General features: G+C 62.3%; 16 protein-coding genes and 1 pseudogene. 8 read left to right on the top strand and 9 right to left on the bottom strand.

Annotated elements, in window-relative coordinates; all coding sequences use genetic code 11:
• Positions 1-619: 619 nt before the first annotated feature.
• Both ACQRD3_RS01820 and ACQRD3_RS01825 read right to left on the bottom strand, forming a co-directional pair.
• Positions 620-1729, bottom strand: coding sequence for a PTS sugar transporter subunit IIC (locus ACQRD3_RS01820; protein WP_080907224.1), 1110 nt, complete (start codon positions 1727-1729; stop codon positions 620-622).
• Between the two features lie 111 nt (positions 1730-1840).
• Positions 1841-2824 carry a biotin--[acetyl-CoA-carboxylase] ligase gene (locus ACQRD3_RS01825; RefSeq protein ID WP_080907225.1) on the bottom strand — a complete coding sequence of 328 codons (984 nt, stop codon included), beginning with the start codon at positions 2822-2824 and terminating at the stop codon, positions 1841-1843.
• A 134-nt stretch (positions 2825-2958) separates the two neighbouring features.
• Here ACQRD3_RS01825 and ACQRD3_RS01830 point away from each other — a divergent pair, with 134 nt between their 5' ends.
• The 5 genes and pseudogenes from ACQRD3_RS01830 (at position 2959) to ACQRD3_RS01850 (ending at position 5128) form a co-directional block, all read left to right on the top strand.
• Positions 2959-3498: a biotin transporter BioY gene (locus tag ACQRD3_RS01830; RefSeq protein ID WP_427779460.1), complete on the top strand. Its 540-nt coding sequence runs from the start codon at positions 2959-2961 to the stop codon at positions 3496-3498.
• A gap of 78 nt (positions 3499-3576) precedes the next feature.
• Complete coding sequence (yabP, locus tag ACQRD3_RS01835; protein ID WP_080907227.1) at positions 3577-3858, top strand: sporulation protein YabP; 282 nt, start codon at positions 3577-3579, stop codon at positions 3856-3858.
• Position 3859: 1 nt separating this feature from the next.
• Positions 3860-4120, top strand: a pseudogene (gene yabQ, locus ACQRD3_RS01840) (spore cortex biosynthesis protein YabQ); the annotation flags it as partial.
• Between the two features lie 232 nt (positions 4121-4352).
• Positions 4353-4628: a septum formation initiator family protein gene (locus tag ACQRD3_RS01845; protein ID WP_080907228.1), complete on the top strand. Its 276-nt coding sequence runs from the start codon at positions 4353-4355 to the stop codon at positions 4626-4628.
• Positions 4629-4687: 59 nt separating this feature from the next.
• Entirely contained in the window at positions 4688-5128 is a 441-nt protein-coding gene (locus tag ACQRD3_RS01850) for a S1 RNA-binding domain-containing protein (RefSeq protein WP_427779462.1), read from the top strand.
• 57 nt (positions 5129-5185) lie between these two features.
• Here the strand turns inward: ACQRD3_RS01850 and pyk are convergent, their stop codons facing one another.
• The 7 genes from pyk to mtaB form a co-directional block, all read right to left on the bottom strand.
• A complete protein-coding gene (pyk, locus tag ACQRD3_RS01855) occupies positions 5186-6628 on the bottom strand; it encodes a pyruvate kinase (protein ID WP_427779464.1) in 1443 nt (480 codons plus the stop codon).
• 182 nt (positions 6629-6810) lie between these two features.
• A complete protein-coding gene (locus ACQRD3_RS01860) occupies positions 6811-8019 on the bottom strand; it encodes an MFS transporter (protein WP_427779466.1) in 1209 nt (402 codons plus the stop codon).
• Complete coding sequence (locus ACQRD3_RS01865; RefSeq protein ID WP_427779468.1) at positions 8016-9398, bottom strand: DHHW family protein; 1383 nt, start codon at positions 9396-9398, stop codon at positions 8016-8018. The genes ACQRD3_RS01860 and ACQRD3_RS01865 overlap by 4 nt, the downstream gene beginning before the upstream one ends.
• Before the next feature lie 31 nt (positions 9399-9429).
• A complete protein-coding gene (locus ACQRD3_RS01870; protein WP_427779470.1) occupies positions 9430-10854 on the bottom strand; it encodes an MBOAT family O-acyltransferase in 1425 nt (474 codons plus the stop codon).
• A gap of 262 nt (positions 10855-11116) precedes the next feature.
• Positions 11117-12187 carry an acyltransferase gene (locus ACQRD3_RS01875; protein ID WP_427779472.1) on the bottom strand — a complete coding sequence of 357 codons (1071 nt, stop codon included), beginning with the start codon at positions 12185-12187 and terminating at the stop codon, positions 11117-11119.
• The gene (locus ACQRD3_RS01880) at positions 12187-12561 is read right to left on the bottom strand and encodes a VOC family protein (protein WP_080907235.1); all 375 of its coding nucleotides are present in this window, start codon (positions 12559-12561) and stop codon (positions 12187-12189) included. Before ACQRD3_RS01880 ends, ACQRD3_RS01875 begins: the two co-directional genes overlap by 1 nt.
• Before the next feature lie 83 nt (positions 12562-12644).
• Positions 12645-13955, bottom strand: a complete 1311-nt coding sequence (gene mtaB / locus ACQRD3_RS01885; RefSeq protein WP_427779474.1) for a tRNA (N(6)-L-threonylcarbamoyladenosine(37)-C(2))-methylthiotransferase MtaB — start codon at positions 13953-13955, stop codon at positions 12645-12647.
• Between the two features lie 122 nt (positions 13956-14077).
• Between mtaB and yfbR the strand changes: the two genes are divergently transcribed.
• Genes yfbR through ACQRD3_RS01900 form a run of 3 tightly spaced genes read left to right on the top strand, consistent with a single transcriptional unit; the run spans position 14078 to position 16316 of the window.
• A complete protein-coding gene (yfbR, locus tag ACQRD3_RS01890) occupies positions 14078-14656 on the top strand; it encodes a 5'-deoxynucleotidase (RefSeq protein ID WP_080907237.1) in 579 nt (192 codons plus the stop codon).
• Positions 14657-14671: 15 nt separating this feature from the next.
• Complete coding sequence (locus tag ACQRD3_RS01895) at positions 14672-14941, top strand: ACT domain-containing protein (protein ID WP_080907238.1); 270 nt, start codon at positions 14672-14674, stop codon at positions 14939-14941.
• A 16-nt stretch (positions 14942-14957) separates the two neighbouring features.
• Positions 14958-16316 (top strand): PFL family protein, encoded by a 1359-nt coding sequence (locus tag ACQRD3_RS01900; protein WP_427779477.1) that lies wholly within the window; start codon positions 14958-14960, stop codon positions 16314-16316.
• Positions 16317-16423: the final 107 nt, after the last annotated feature.

The raw sequence follows: 16423 nt of genomic DNA on the forward strand, positions 1-16423 counted from the left end.
ATCGGGGCTTTTTACTTGGATACGCCCCGATGCAGGCGGTGGCGTTGGTCCGGATCTTCTATCGGCTTAAGGTGAAAACCTGCTTTTACTTAATGTGTCATGAATAATGGCCATTTTTCTGTGGCGTAGACATATCGCACCGACAGGCGGGCATTGATTCGTAAAGAACAGCAGTGAAAGCCTCTAAAACGGAGTCAAAAATAATTGTCGCTCCATTGTGCGATACGGCCACGCCGCTCTGCCTGCGAACACTACTGTTCTTGCTGCCCTCAAAGACAGAATCATCCTGAACGGAATATTGCCCCGTGACCCCATTTCCACATCTGCCCCGGCGGATGTGGAAATTGGATCACTTTCTTACGGGATCTCAACCGCTCCTGTTTGCGGCCGCTCATGCAGATCCGTCCCCAGCCCGGGAATCCGGTGAAGTGCGCGGCGGCAGACGGGCAAGTCCTCCCCGCGGGTGGGGACCGCTTCTTTTTTTGTGTCTGCGACGCAAGCTGCTCCGTGTTCCCGGGAGCGCCTCTGCTCCGTTAAAAAAGCCCCCATTCGTTAGACGGCAAGGTATACCGACGAACAAATGGGGGCAGTCCGATCCGCCGTCCCGGAACGCTTTTTCTCAGCCTTCCAGCTTCAGGTCGCCCTCTTTGATCCAGCCGATGTGCCGGAAAAAGAGGCCAAACAGCCAGGTGAGCAGAGCGGGGAGGACAAAGGAGATGAGGAGCAGACCCAGCCAGTCGAAAGCCCCGGGGAGGATGGCGGCGGCTCCGTTGGCAAGCGCTTTTTCGCTGGGGTTGACCCAGCCGGTCCAAACGCCCAGCTGGCCGCACAGGCCGCAGGTACCCATGCCGGAGTTGATGGGCGCGCCGTTCATCTGAAGGCGGAACAGGCAGGTGGCCAGCGGCCCGGTGATGGCCGAGGTGAGGATGGGAGGGATCCAGATGCGGGGGTTTTTCACGATGTTGCCCATCTGGAGCATGGAGGTGCCCAGACCCTGGCTCACCAGTCCGCCCCAGCGGTTTTCCCGAAAGCTCATGACGGCGAAGCCCACCATCTGGGCACAGCAGCCGGCCACGGCGGCTCCGCCGGCCAGACCGGTCAGGCCCAGCACCGAGCAGATGGCGGCGGAGGAGATGGGCAGCGTAAGCGCGATGCCCACCAGTACGGAGACCAGCATTCCCATCCAGAAGGGCTGCAGCTCGGTGGCCCGCATGATGAGCAGGCCGAAGGCGCTGGCGGCGCCGCCGATGGGGGGCGCGATGACCCAGGCCAGGCCGATGCCTACCAGAATGGTGACGATGGGAGTCACCAAAATGTCCACCTTGGTCTCCTTGCTCACAGCCTTGCCGCACTCGGCGGCCAGAATGGCCACAAAGAGAACGGCCAGGGGGCCGCCGGCACCGCCCAGAGCATTGCAGGCGTAGCCCGCCGTCACCAGGGAAAAGAGGACCAGCGGAGGGGCCTGGAGGGCGTAGCCGATGGCCACCGCCATGGCCGGGCCGGACATGAAGGAGGCCAGGCCGCCGATGGTGTAGCCCACCTCGTTGATGGTGATGACCCGGGCGGTGAGAAAGCCGATGTGGAACTGGCTGCCCAGGGTGTTGAGGATCGTGCCGATGAGCAGAGAGGCGAACAGCCCCTGTGCCATGGCCCCCAGGGCATCCACGCCGTACCGCCTGGCCGAGATCACAATGTTTTTTCGCTTCAGGAAGGCTTGAAAACCGCTCATAAAAAGACCCCGTTTCTTCATATGTAAATAGGACAAGGCATGTGTCATGACACGTGCCTTGTCCTATTATAACGACTGCTGGAGATTTGTCAATCGTTCCCGGAGATTTTTTCACACATAGCCCAGCAGGCCGCGGACGGAGACCTCACCGGCAGATATGATCTCCTCCCGGCCGTCCGGCCGCCGCACCCGGAGGGAGAAGTCGTCCTCCACGCCCAGCGCTGTGGCCCGGAGCTCGCTGCCGGGCTGCAGGATCCGCACCTCCCGGCCCACGGTGAGGCAGCGGCGGCGGTATTCCTCCAGCCAAGACTCTTTTTTCTCCGGAAAGTCGGCGCACAGCCGGTCCAGCTCGGCCAGCAGAGCGGCCGCCACCTCCGCCCGGCGGGGCGGGTGTTCCAGATACTGGCCCAGGGAGGTGGCGATGTCCGCCAGCTCCGCTCCGAAGTCCTCCGCGGTTTGGCTGACGTTGACGCCGATGCCCACCGCCACATAATCCAGAGCTCCGCTCTCCCCCTCCATGCCCAGCTCCGTGAGAATGCCGCAGAGTTTTTTCCCGTCCAGAAGAATGTCGTTGGTCCATTTGATGCCGCACTGGAGCCCGGTGAGGGCCTCCACCGCCCGGCAGACCGCCACCGCCGTCCAGGCAGTGATCTGGCTGACCTCGGCGGGTGTCACCGGGGGGCGCAAAAGGGTGGTGAGATAGAGCCCCTTCCCCGGCAGGGACTGGAAGGACCGCCCCCGGCGGCCCTTTCCTCCGGTCTGCTCTCCGGCGATCACCGCCAGACCGCCGGGGGCCCCGCTGGCAGCCCGGCGCTTAGCCTCATCGTTGGTGGAGTCCACCCGCTCCAGACAGATCACCTGATTTCCAACGCGTCCATCGGGCCGGATCAGTTCCCCCGGAGAGAGCACGTCGGGAGAGGCCATCAGCCGGTAGCCGCGGCCGGGCAGGGAGTCCACCACGTATCCCTCCTCCCGGAGCGCTTCCACTGCCTTCCACACCGCCGCCCGACTCACGGCCAGCGTGTGGCTCATAGCCTCTCCGGAGAGGGGCCGGTCAGCCTCCTTCAACAGGCGCAGGATATCGTCCTTCCGCATGCAACGCCCTCCTTTCCTTTTTCTTAGTCTACCCGGGAACAAAATAGCTGTCAACCAAAAGTAAAAAATAGTTTACATTTCTGTGAGCCTGTGCTATTCTGCTTGTAAACTAAAAACAGAAAGAGGTTTACAATATGAGAAATCAGACCCGGTTCCTGGTGCTCAGCGCCCTGTTTGCCGCGTTGACCGCCGTTGGCGCCTTCATTCGCCTTCCCCTGGGGGCGTTGTCCCTCACCCTGCAGTTCCTCTTTACCGCGTTGGCGGGCGTGATGCTGGGGCCCAGGTGGGGGGCGGTCTCCCAGGCGGTCTATGTGGCGCTGGGCCTGGCGGGCCTGCCGGTGTTTACCCAGGGCGGCGGCTTGGGCTATGTGTTTCAGCCCAGCTTCGGTTTTCTGCTGGGCCTGATCCCTGCCGCGGCGGTCATCGGCGCGCTGGCCGGGAAGGACGGCGCGGTCCGCAAGGTGGTCCCGGCCTGTCTGGCGGGACTGGCGGCGCTCTATCTGGTGGGGCTTCCCTATATGGGGCTTATTCTCAACGGGTACCTGGGGAAAGGGCTGCCGGTGTGGACGATCGTAAAGACCGGAATGCTCATTTACCTGCCCGGCGATTTTCTGAAGATCGCCGTTACGGCGGTGGTGGCTCCCGCGCTTTGCCGGGCGGTGAAGCGGGCATAACCGGCCACCCTGTCCCATATAGTATGGTATCAACGCGGCCCCGGTCTGCCCGGGGGCCGAAGAAAGGCGGGGGATACCATGCCCTATGAGGAACTGAAGCCCGAGGCGGCGCACCACCTGATCCTGGAGGACAGGGAAAAGCTGACGGTGTCCGGGGTGGAGGAAGTGGAGAGCTTCGACGAGAACACCATCGTCATGGATACGGCCCAGGGGATCCTGATCGTCCGGGGAGAGGATCTGCACATCGAGAAGCTGAGCCTGGACGGCGGGGATCTGAAGGTGGAGGGGACGGTGGAGTCCCTGACCTATGAGGATGACCGCCGGGAGAAAGGCGGTTTCTTCGCCCGGCTGCTGCACTGATATGGCGGTCTCGGTCACCGGCCAGGCCCTGGCCTTTCTGGGCGCACTGGCGCTGGGGGCTGCCCTGGGACTTTTGTACGACATCTTCCGTGTCCTGCGGGTACGGCTGCCCTGGAAGCTGTTGGGGGCGGTCCTCGATCTGCTGTTCTGGCTGGCGGTGACCGCCGCCCTGTTCGTCTACTCCGTTGCCGCGGGGGACGGAGAGGTGCGGGTGTATCTGACAGTGGGGGTCTTTGCGGGGGGCGTCCTCTATTTTCTTATCCTCAGTCGGTTTACCTTGAAAATTGGTTATGCATTGGCCGATCTTTTGGCATTTTTGGGTAAAATGTGCCTCCTTCCATTGAAATTAGCAGGAAATTTGGGCAAAAAAATTTACAAGAAAGCAAAAAAAACCTTCCATTATTGCCGGAAATGGTATAAAATAAAAGCCAGTGTAGGTGAAATGGATCGTAAGTCCCGGACCGGGGATGCGCGGGGAGGAGGCAAAGCCGCGTATGAAAATAAAAAAGGCCGGCTTTCTCACAAAGCTCGTGGTCCTGCTGCTGCTCGTGGCGGCGTCAGTGTGCCTGCTCCGGATGCGGGGTCAGATCGCGGCGGCCCAGACCGAGCGGGACGGATTGAAGACGCAGGTAGCCGAGCAGACCCAGGTCAATGCAGACCTGAAAGACGCCGTGGAAAACAGCGGCGACACCCAGCGGCAGGCCGACATCGCCCGGGATAAGCTTGGGCTGGCCGCACCGGGAGAAAAAGTCATTATTTTCACCGACTGAGGAGAACTCTGCCGCTCAGGCGGCATAGGAAATGCTTGAAGGAGGACATGTCTGTCAGTATGGAGTTTGGTGTTGGTTCTGTTATAGAGGGAAAAGTCACCGGGATCACGAAATTCGGCGCGTTTGTCTCCCTGCCCGAAGGTAAGTCTGGTTTGGTGCACATCTCCGAGATCGCGTATACTTACGTGAATGATGTCAAGGACTATCTGCAGGAGGGGCAGGATGTCAAGGTCAAGGTCATCGGCATTGATGAGAACGGCCGCATCAATCTCTCCATTAAGAAGGCTCAGGACCCTCCTCCCCGTCCGGCGGCGCCCCGGCAGGGCGGCGGACGTCCCGGCGGCGGTGGGCGTCCCATGGGCTTTACCGGGCAGCGCAAGCCTGCGGAGCCGACTACCTTTGAGGATCGACTCAAGCAGTTCATGCAGTCTTCGGACAGCAAGCTCTCTGAAATGAAGATGAATGAGCGCAAGGGCAGCCGCAGAGGCGGCAGAAAATAAAAAGCGATCCCCGGTGGAATTTTCCACCGGGGATTTTTTCTTGGGGGAGGAGACGGGTCACACCCGCTCGCCCACCACCTGCGCTTTGATGAGGTTGGTCGTGCCCCGTTCATTCATGGGCACACCGGCGGTGATGACAACGGTGTCGCCGGTATCGATGACACCCTCCTTCCGGGCGCACTCCACACACAGGGAGAACAGCCGGTCAGTGGAGTCCACAGAGCCGTAGAGGTAGGGGTGTACGCCCCAGGTAATGGCCAGCTGGCGGCGCACTTTCTCGGTGGTCGTCAGGGCAATGATGGGGCAGGCGGGCTTGAAGCGGGAGATGGCCCGGGCGGTATGGCCGGAGGTGGTGGCAGCCAAAATGGCCTTGGCTTCCAGATCCATGGCGGTCATGCAGCAGGTGTGGCTGATGGCTCGGTTGATGGAGTGGGGGATCCCGCTCTGGAAGTCATACTTGCGCAGGAACCGGCCCCAGTAATTGGTGGCGCCCTCAGCGGCCATCACGGTGGCCACCATGGTCTCCAGCGCCTCGATGGGGTACTTGCCGGAAGCGGTCTCTCCGGAGAGCATGACGCAGGAGGTGCCGTCGAAAACGGCGTTTGCCACGTCGCTCACCTCTGCGCGGGTGGGCCGGGGGTTGCGGATCATGGAGTCCAGCATCTGGGTGGCGGTGACAACGGCCTTTCCGGCGGCAATGCACTTGGAGATCATTTCCTTCTGAATGACGGGGACCTCGCAGGCGGGGATTTCCACGCCCAAGTCGCCCCGGGCTACCATGATTCCGTCCACCACGTCCAGGATCTCGTCGAAATTGTCTACGCCTTCCCGGTTTTCGATCTTGGCGATGACCCGGATCTCCTCTCCGCCCCACTTGGCCAGCTCGGCGCGGATGTCGGTGACGTCGCTGGCCTTGCGGATGAAGGAGGCGGCAATAAAGTCGTAATCGTTTTCCGCGGCGAACTTCAGGTCCTCCCGGTCTTTGTCGGTGAGTGCGGGAAGCTGAATGCTGGTATCAGGGATGTTGATGGACTTGTTGTTGGACAGGCCGCCGCCGGTGACCACGGTGCAGCGGATATCCTGCCCCTGAATGGAGTCCACGCTCAACTCGATCAGGCCGTCGTCAATCAGAATGCGGGTGCCTTTTTCCACCTCGTTGTGGAGATTGGCGTAAGTGACGGACACATGGGCGCTGTCGCCCTCCACATCCTGGGTGGTGAGAACAAACTTGTCCCCCTCAGTCAGGGTGATGGGACCGTCTTTAAACGTCTTGATGCGGATCTCGGGGCCTTTGGTGTCCAGCATGGCGGCCACCGGGCGGCCCAGCTCATCCCGGACGCGGCGCAGGCGGGTCAGGGTGGCAAGGTGGCTTTCGTGGGTGCCATGGGAGAAGTTGAAGCGGGCACAGTTCATGCCGGAGAGGATCAGCTTGCGGATCATGTCCTCGCTGTCCACCGCAGGGCCCAGAGTGCAGATGACCTTTGTCTTTCTCATGTCCATTCCGATACTACCTCCGTCGGAGTTCAGTTTGTTTTATTCTTCACGCAGTCCGGCCTTATCATACTATAATTGTGCAAAAATAGGAAGCGGCAAAACCACCAAAAAGGGGTGGGTTTGCCGCCGGTGGTCGGACAAATTTCGGCGCTTTTTCCATATGGAAGGACAGGCGGAAGAGTGTGCCTTCAGCGCTTCCGCAGGGCGGCAAACGCCAGGGCGACCCCGGTGCAGGCGGAGAGCAGGCAGAGCAGGAGCATCCAGGAGGCGCCGGCCCCCGCAGACAGACCGGCATCCAGTGCCGAGCCTGCCAGAAGGCTCCCCAGAACTCCGCCCAGACCGTTGGAGGCCACCATCATCAGGGTCTGGCCCCGCACTTCGTCGGCGGGTGGGACCGACTCGCTGACAAAGTACACCGAGGCGGGGGTGAATACCCCGTAGCCCAGCATTTGCAGCGGCTGGGCCAGGAGGATAAAGCCAACCGACGGGGCCAGGAAAAGGGCGAGTGCCTTCACCGCGGAAAAAAACAGGCTGAGCACCAGCAGACGGTCGCTGCCTGCGCCCCGCCGTTGGAGCCTGGCGAAAATGATGGAGCCCGGCAGCTCTGAGGCGGCCATGAGAAAAAGAGCCAGACCCAGCTGCTCGGCGCCGCCGCCTTTGGCCTGGAGAATGTTGATCAGGAAGTTGGACAGGGGGAGCAGGGCGGTGATGCTGAAGAGAATGGCCAGGAGCATAAAAGAAAAACGCGGATTGCTCCTCAGGATCTCTAATATGGAGTGTGGGGCTGCCCCCTCCGCGGGAGCAGTCTCGGGAGAGAGGGCGCAGACGGGGAAGGACTGCACCAGAGCGATTTCCAGCACCATGAGCCCGGCATGGATCAACAGCACGCTCTCCACCCCCAGCCGCTTGACCGTCATGCCTAAAAAGATACAGGTGACAGCATAGGCCAGAGAGCCGATGCCCCGGCCCAGGCTGTACCGAATAGGGATCCCGGCACGGATGAACTGAATGGCCATGGCGTCCATGAGCGGGTAGGAGGAGATCTCAAAACCGCCCAGTACCACAAAAACCACCGCCGTGGGGAGAAACCCCATGCCGGGAAGAAGGGTAAACGCCAGACTCACCACCAGGGAAAGGAGGAGAGAGAGGTTTACGATGGCCTTGAGGGGGACATTGGGGTGACGGTCTGCCCAGCCCCCCAAAAGAGGCTGCAGAACAATGCCTGCCAGACAGCGCACGGCGATGAGAACGCCGATCTGGCTGTTGGTAAAGCCCCGGCCCTGGAGCAGAGCGGCCTGATAGCCGCAGATGGCGGCAAACATGGCCCAGAATCCCGATTGCAGAGCGATATAGTGGAAGTCCAGCCTCCGGGTGTCCGGGGAGTTCATCGGCGTCATCGGGCCTCCTGTTTCTGCACGGCCAGAGCGGCGGCCCGGGCGGTGGGAAGATAGGGGAAGAGGGGATCCACCTGCAGAGAGCTGGCCGTGTTCATCACGATCACCAGATCGGGCTTCAGCCAGCGGAGATATTCCATCATGTCCTCCTGGTCCCCGTTGAAGTTCCGGGGGTCCACCGCCATGACTTCCCCGGAGACCAGGGAGAGGAAGGGGGTGAGGGCGCAGCCGAAGGAGTCCCGGAGGATGAGGACGCGGGGGGCGTTGGGGGCGTTGTGATTCACTGCCCGTGAGAGAAGATAATCGTCTCCGGCGTAGATAGTGTAGGGGTTGGTGTCGTAATAGCCTGTCTGGGCCAGCCGTTCGGGAAAGAGGAGGCTGGTGACAAAGGGGCCCTCCCGCTCAATGCCGCTCATGGGCACAGTGTAGGTGAAGGAGGTGGAGAAGGTGGGGGACCAGATCTCAATGCCGTCCGTTCCGGCGTAGAGCGTGCCCACCCGCTTGCCCTGGCTGCCCAAAAACACACCGTCAAAGACCGTGCGGGTAAAGGAGTCGGGATCGGTGAGCATCTCATCGTCGGCCAGGGAAAAGCCGTAGTCGGCGGCCAGTTTTTCGCAGAGGGTCTGGTAACCCAGGAAGGCTCCCGCCGGGGTCCAGTGGTGGTCGGTGTGGAAGAAAAGTTCTCCCAGGGCGTCGGGCCTCTCCGCGGCCGCAGCCCGGAAGGCCGGGCGGAGATCCAGTGTGTCCACGCCGCATCGGGAGAGAGCGGCGAGGACCTGATCGGCCTCGGCCCCGGAATAGTCGGAGATGCCGTCGGGGAGCGGGGCCATGTCCAGCTTGGAGGGGGCCTGGACGTAAAGAACAGGGGTCTGAAACTCGGCCTCCACCCGTTGGGCAAACGCCGATAGTTCGTCGGCCCGGACGGTCATGTCCCGGGGCTGGGCGTTCAGGTCCGCGAAGGTGAGCACTTCGTCGGTGAGCTTGACCACGGTGTATTTGGGGTCCGGGTCCTCCACCACCCGGTGGAGCAGAAGCCGTTGGGCCCCGCCGTAAAGCTGGATAAAAGTGTGTTCCCGGTCCAAAAGGTCGTTGATGGCGGGCTCTGCCCCGCCGATCAGGTCCTCGACCCCACCGGAAAAATCGGGCAGGGAGAGGGGACGTCCCTGCCGGATGGCGTGCGCGGCGGACCGATCCGGCCTGGCAGGGACAGCGGAGCGGCGGACGCCGTCCTTTCGGACAGCGGTCAATGCGGCGGGGGATGGTTTGACGGCGTCCCGGAACCCGGCGGGCCGGGGCAGGAGCCCCAGGCACAGGAAGATCACCGCCGCGGCCAGTCCGGTCAGGAAGAGCAGGGCAGTGTAGGTGTTGCGGCGGGCGGACATGGCGGTACCTCCTTCCTCAGGCGAGACATTGTTAAAAATGGAAATAGATAAACGGGTTGTAGGTCCCCTTCACCAGCCAGCACACAGAGAGCACGCCTACCGCGGTCAGCCCCAGCGCATACAGCAGATCCCACAGGGGGGAGAGGTCCAGACCAAAGGGACGGAGCCTGCGGAAGGCTTTGCCCAGCGCCTGGGCGGTGGGGAAGGAGAAAAAGACTGCCAGCGCCAGGATGACGGCGTTTTCCCGCAGATAAAGTCCGCTCAGCCCCCCGTCGCCGCCGCTGCCGTTCAGCCCCATCATCGCCAGAAAGAATTGACCGGCGTAGGAGAGCGTATCGGCGCGGAAGAGCATCCACAGGAAGTTGACCGCCAGGAACGTGCCGGCCCATTGAAAAGGGGCGGGCCAGTTTTTCCCCAGGCGGCGGAACTTTTCCAGATAGAGCAGGCAGAAATAGAGGAGGCCCCACAGTACGAAGGTCCAGTTGGCCCCGTGCCAGATCCCGGTGAGGAGCCAGACCAAAAAAAGGTTGCGGATGTGTTTTCCCCGCTCCACGCGGTTGCCTCCCAGGGGAATGTACACATAGTCCCGAAACCAGGTGGACAGGGAGATGTGCCATCGCCGCCAGAACTCGCTTATCGAGCGGGCGGCATAGGGGTGTTCAAAGTTTTCCCGGAACCGGAAGCCGAACATCAGACCCAGGCCGATGGCCATGTCTGAATAGCCAGAGAAGTCGTAGTAGATCTGAAAGGTGTAGCAGAGGGAGCCCAGCCAGGCCAGGGGGACGGACAGACCGGCGGGGTCCATGGCAAACACCCGGTCAGCCACCACCGCCGCTTGATTGGCGATGAGTACTTTTTTCCCCAGGCCGGTGAGGAACCGGACACACCCTTCGGAGAAGTCCGCCCAAGTCTCCTGCCGATGGGCGATCTGTCCGGCGACGTCGGCGTACTTGACGATGGGGCCTGCGATCAGCTGGGGGAAAAAGGAGATATAGAGTCCCAGATCCAGAGGGGAACGCTGGACCTCCGCCCGATCCATGGCCACATCCAGAACATAGCTGAGCGCCTGAAAGGTGAAAAAGGAGATGCCGATGGGGAGCTCAATGACCGGCACTTGGAGCCCAAGCCCCAGGGTGTTAAGGGATTCCACCGTAAAGACCAGGTACTTGAATACAAACAGCAGACCCAGGTTGCAGCCGGCGGATACCGCAATGGGGAGCGTGAGGTACCGGCATTGCCGCTTCCGGCGGTGGACCCAGCGGCCGAAGCCGTAATTCATCCAGATGGACAGCAGCATCACCAGCACGAAACGGGGTTCTCCCCAGGCGTAAAAGAACAGGGAGGAAATCAGGAGAAAGAGGTTTTGCCTCCGCCGCATGCCGCGCATGACCACATAGTAGCCCAGCAGGACGACCGGGAGAAAAGCGAAGAGAAAAACAGAACTGGAAAAGAGCACGGCGGAGACCTCCTTCCTGAAAGACAATTCAAATATCATATTTTCTGATCCCGTTTTCATTGGAGGTCAGGCCCGAACGCCCTCAAGCCACCCCGATGCAAAATCGGACGCAAAGCCTCTGTCAAAGGTTTTTCAGCTTTTTCTCTCTTTGTGCGCAAGCAAAGCCGTTGTCAAAGACTTCCCGGCTTTTTTCCTCTCCGTGAGCAATCAGAGCCGCTGTCAAGGCTCTCTTTGCCTGCTTTCTCTCTCGAGAGAAAGCAGGTCAGGTGAGCCAGCGGCCCAGGAAGGGGAGCTTGGAGAGGAGCCAGGAGACGAGAAAGGAGGCGAAAAACACCGCCGCCGCCAGCACGGGAACGGCCAGGGCCGGGGCAAAGGAGAGGGTGGTGATGCCGAAATGGCGCAGGAGCATAAGGAAGAGATCGTGGACCAGATACATCCCGAAAGAGACCCGGGCCGCCGTGTTTAGGCTCTGGCGGCGGGAGCGCTCCTCGCTCACCCCCAGCACATAGCGGAAGAGCACAAAGACAGCCACGGCGAAGCAGACCACATTGGGGGCAAAGTAACCGTACAGGGTGTCGTCCAGACCGCCGGCCCGCAGGGAGAGCGCCCGGGTGCCCCACACGGCGGCAAAAGCCCCCAGCGCGCCCAGAATGTAAATAACAGCCTCGGTCAGCCGTCCAATGGTGAATTCCTTCAGGTAATAGCCCGCCACATAGAAGCCCGCATAGCCCAGCACTGCCTGGAGGGAGAGCCTGTCATACCAGACCCGGAGGACGGCGGTGGCGTTGGGCCAGAGCCGGAAGGCGGTGGGCAGCAGGGAGGCGAAGAGAAAGCAGAGGAGGAAGAGCCAGAGAAAATCGCCCCGTCCCGCGCCCCGGACAAACGCCCGGAGCACCGGGGTGATGAGATAAAGCCCCAGGATCATGAAGAGAAACCACAGGTGGTAGTGGGTGTTTCCCCGGAGCACGCCCAGCAGGGCGGATTGAACGCTGTCCCAGTTGAGCGGCTTCCCGGCTTCCCAAAGCTCGGCCAGAGCGTAGACGCCTCCCCAGAACAGCAGGGAGATGAAAATGCGCAGGGCGTTGTGGAAGAGCAGTTTGGGCAGGGGGAGAGAGCGCTTGGGGTCCAGAAGGAACATGCCCGAGAGCATGACAAAGACTGGTACACACCAGCGTACCAGTCCGTCATAGAGATTGAACACATCCCAGGCCGGGGAACCAACCGAAACGGATCCCAGCTGACTGCCCGCCAGATGGAGCACGATGACCGCCAGGGTGGCGAAGGAGCGCAGCAGATCGGCGTAGGCCACGCGGCCGTCCAGCTTCTGGGCCATTACTTCTTTTCCGGGACGATCTCGATCCAGTAGCCGTCCGGATCCTCAATGAAGTAAATGCCCATGGCCTTGTTCTCAAAGCAGATGCAGCCCATGGCCTCGTGCCTGGCGTGGGCCTCGGCCAGATCGGATACCGTAAAGGCCAGGTGGAACTCGCCCTCCCCCAGGTCGTAAGGCTCCTTCCGCGCGGCCAGCCAGGTCAGCTCCAGGGTGAAGCTGCCGGCGTCGTCCCCCAGGTAGACCAGCCGGAAGGGCCCCAGATCGTTTTCCCCGGCCTTCTCCCGGACCACGGTCAGCCCCAGCGCCTTTTTATAAAAGGCGAGGGATTTCTCCAGGTCCAGCACGTTAAAATTCACATGGTTGAATCGAAACATGGGCGGTTGCTCCTTTTCTCACAGAAATCGGGTGTATTTTATCACAACGGCGAGGGAGATACAAGCAAAACAGGCGCCGATGTTCAGACCGGCTCCCCGGTCAGGCGCTCCCCGGAAACGCCGGTGATGCGCACCGGACGCTCCACATTGTGCAGCCCCTGCCCGGAGACGGCCACCTCCGTGTAGTTGGGGGCGTGGCCCCGCCAGAGCCCGTCCTTTTCCTCTTCAAAAAGGACGGAGAGCGTCCGGCCGACCTGTTCTTCCAGATAGAGCCGCCGCAGTTCTTCCGCGACGGCGCGGGCCCGGCGGGCCCGCTCCTCCTTCACCGCCCGGAGCACCTGCCCCGGCATTTTGGCGCCCGGGGTGCCCTCCCGGCGGGAGTAGGGGAAGATGTGCATGGCGGAAAAGGCGCACCGGCGCAGGAAGGCCAGGGTGGCCTCAAACTCTTCCTCGGTCTCCCCGGGGAAGCCGACGATGAGGTCGGTGGTGATCCCGGGCCGGTCAAAGAATTCCCGGAGTAATGAAACGCTCTCATAATACCGCGCGGAATCGTATTTCCGGTTCATCCGCTTCAGGGTGGCGTCACAGCCCGACTGCATGGACAGGTGGAAGTGGTCGCACAGGTTGGGCAGTGCGGCGGCCCGGCGGCAGAAGTCGGCGGTGATGGTCCGGGGCTCCAGGCTTCCCAGCCGCACCCGGCAGCCGGGGGCGGCGGCGCAGATGGCCTCGATGAGGTCGATGAGGGAGGTACCGTCCCGGAAGTCCTGCCCCCAGGAGGAGATCTCGATGCCGGTGAGCACCAGCTCCCGATAGCCCTCTTCCGCCAGGCGGCGGGCCTGGCCGGCGGCGTCGGCCAGGGGCAGGGAGCGCACCGGTCCCCGGGCGTAGGGGATGATGCAGTAGGAGCAGAAGTTGACGCAGCCGTCCTCCACCTTCAGCATGGCCCGGGTGCGGCCGGCCAGGCCCCCTGCGGGGAGCTCCTCAAAGCTCCGCTGGGACATGATATTGCCCACGGTGACCAGCGGTTCCGGCCCGTCGGAGGAAGCGGCGGCGCGGGCGGCGGCCAGACGCTCCAGATCGTCCAGAAAAGGGAGCCGCCCCGCGGTGCCGGAGACCAGATCCACCCCCAGAGCAGCCACCGCCTGGGGATCGGTCTGGGCGTAGCATCCGCAGACCCCCACCACGGCGGCGGGGTTGTATTTCCGGCACCGGCGGATGGCCTGCCGGGACTTGTGATCGCTGACGGCGGTGACGGTACAGGTGTTGATGATATAGGCGTCGGCGGGGCCCTCGAAGGGGACCAGTGCGTGGCCCCGAAGGGTCAGCTCGGTCTCGATGGCCTGGGTCTCGTACTGATTGACCTTACAGCCCAGGGTGTAGATGGCTATCTTCATGAAAATCGTCCTCTTGAACAACAGTCTTGATGTGGTGTATAATAACACAATATCAATTTATTATAGCGGAGAATGGGCGGCTTGTACAGAGCGAAGGCGGGCCGCGGGAGGAGAACATTTTTATGGCCAGCCATTTTTTTGCCCTCATCGCCCGGATGCGGTATATCGACCGTTGGGGGCTGATGCGCAATACCCGCCCGGAGAATCTGCAGGAGCACTCCCACATGGTGGCGGTGCTGGCCCACGCCCTGGCGGTGATCGGAAGGGACCGGTTCGCCTCGGCGGTGGATCCCAACGAGGCGGCAGTGGCAGCACTCTACCACGACGCCCCAGAGATCCTCACCGGCGACCTGCCCACCCCGGTGAAGTACGATAATCCCGCGATCCGGGACGCCTACAAGGCGGTGGAGTCGGTGGCGGCGGACAAGCTGCTCTCCCTGCTGCCGGATGAGCTGCGTCCGGCCTTTGACCCCTATGTGCGGGAGGAACTGGAGCCGGAACTGCTGCGGGTGGTGAAGGCCGCCGACAAGCTCTCGGCCTACCTGAAGTGTCTGGAGGAGCTGAAGGCGGGCAACGCCGAGTTCCGTCAGGCCGCCGGCCAGACCCGGGCCGCCCTGGAAAAGATGGAGCTGCCCGCGCTGGATTATTTTATGGAAGAATTTTTGCCCGGCTTTACCCTGACGCTGGATGAGCTGCAATAAAAGGAGGAGTTTGACATGAGAGCCATTGTAACGGTCATCGGAAAGGATCAGGTGGGCATTATCGCCCGGGTCTGCGCCCTGCTCGCTGAGCAGGGGATCAACGTGCTGGACATCAGCCAGACCATTTTACAGGAGTATTTTACCATGATCATGCTGGTGGACGCCTCGGCGTCCAAGGTTCCCTTTGCCCAGCTGGTGTCTCTGCTGGAGGCCGAGGGCAGGGAACAGGGCCTGGTCATCCACGCCCAGCGGGAAGATATCTTCAACGCCATGCATCGGATCTGAGGGCGGAGATATGGCTATGTTTAACAGTAATGAGATCCTGGATACCATCCACATGATCGACCAGCAGCACCTGGACGTGCGCACCATCACCATGGGCATCTCCCTGCTGGATTGCGCCGACCCCGACCCCAGGGCCGCCTGCCGGAAAATCTACGACAAGATCACCCGCTCGGCCAAGGATCTGGTCAGGACCGGCGAGGACATTGAGGCCGAGTTCGGCATTCCCATCGTCAACAAGCGCATCTCGGTCACGCCCATCGCCCTGGTGGCGGGGGCCTCCCGGACCGAGGACTATGTTCCCTTCGCCGTGGCCCTGGACAAGGCCCGGGCCGAGACCGGCGTCAACTTCGTGGGCGGCTTTTCCGCTCTGGTGCAGAAGGGCATGACCTCCGCCGACCGGAACCTCATCCGCTCCCTCCCCGAGGCATTGGCGGCCACCGAACTGGTGTGCGGGTCGGTGAACGTGGGTTCCACCAAGGCGGGCATCAACATGGACGCCGTCGCCCTCATGGGCCGGACCATCAAGGAGCTGGCCGCCCGCACCGCCGATCAGGACGGCTTCGGCTGCGCCAAGCTGGTGGTGTTCTGCAACGCCGTGGAGGACAACCCCTTTATGGCGGGCGCGTTCCACGGGGTGTCCGAGGGCGACCGGGTCATCAACGTGGGGGTCTCCGGCCCCGGCGTGGTGCACCACGCGCTCCAGAGCGTGAAGGGACAGCCCTTCGACGTAGTGGCCGAGACCATTAAAAAGACGGCCTTCCGCATCACCCGGATGGGACAGCTGGTGGCGCAGGAGGCCTCCCGGCGGCTGGACGTGCCCTTCGGCATCGTGGACCTGTCCCTGGCCCCCACTCCCGCCGTGGGGGATTCGGTGGCCCGCATTCTGGAGGAGATGGGCCTTGAGACCTGCGGCACCCACGGCACCACCGCCGCCCTGGCCATGCTGAACGACGCGGTGAAGAAGGGCGGCGTGATGGCCTCCTCCCACGTGGGCGGCCTGTCCGGCGCGTTTATCCCGGTCAGCGAGGACGAGGGCATGATCGCCGCCGCCTCCTCGGGTGCCCTGTGCCTGGACAAGCTGGAGGCCATGACGTGCGTGTGCTCGGTGGGCCTCGACATGATCGCCGTCCCCGGGGATACCACTGCCGAGACCCTCTCGGCCATCATCGCCGATGAGGCGGCCGTCGGCATGGTCAACTCCAAGACCACCGCCGTCCGGCTCATCCCCGCCCCCGGCAAGCGGGTGGGGGACACGGTGGAGTTCGGCGGACTGCTGGGCTCCGCCCCGGTGATGCCGGTCCACCCCGAGTCCAGCGCCGATTTTGTCCATCGGGGCGGCCGTATCCCCGCCCCCATGCAGAGCCTGAAAAACTGAGAAAGCGGCTCCTACGGGCAGAGCCCTGCTTTCAATAGATCGGAACCGCCCCTGCGGGGGCGGTTTTCTTTTTCCCGAAAGCGTCAGAAAGCGCTTTGAAAATCCTT

Source organism: Candidatus Pseudoscillospira sp. SGI.172 (assembly GCF_050313575.1).
Classification (GTDB): Bacteria; Bacillota; Clostridia; order Oscillospirales; family Oscillospiraceae; genus Vermiculatibacterium.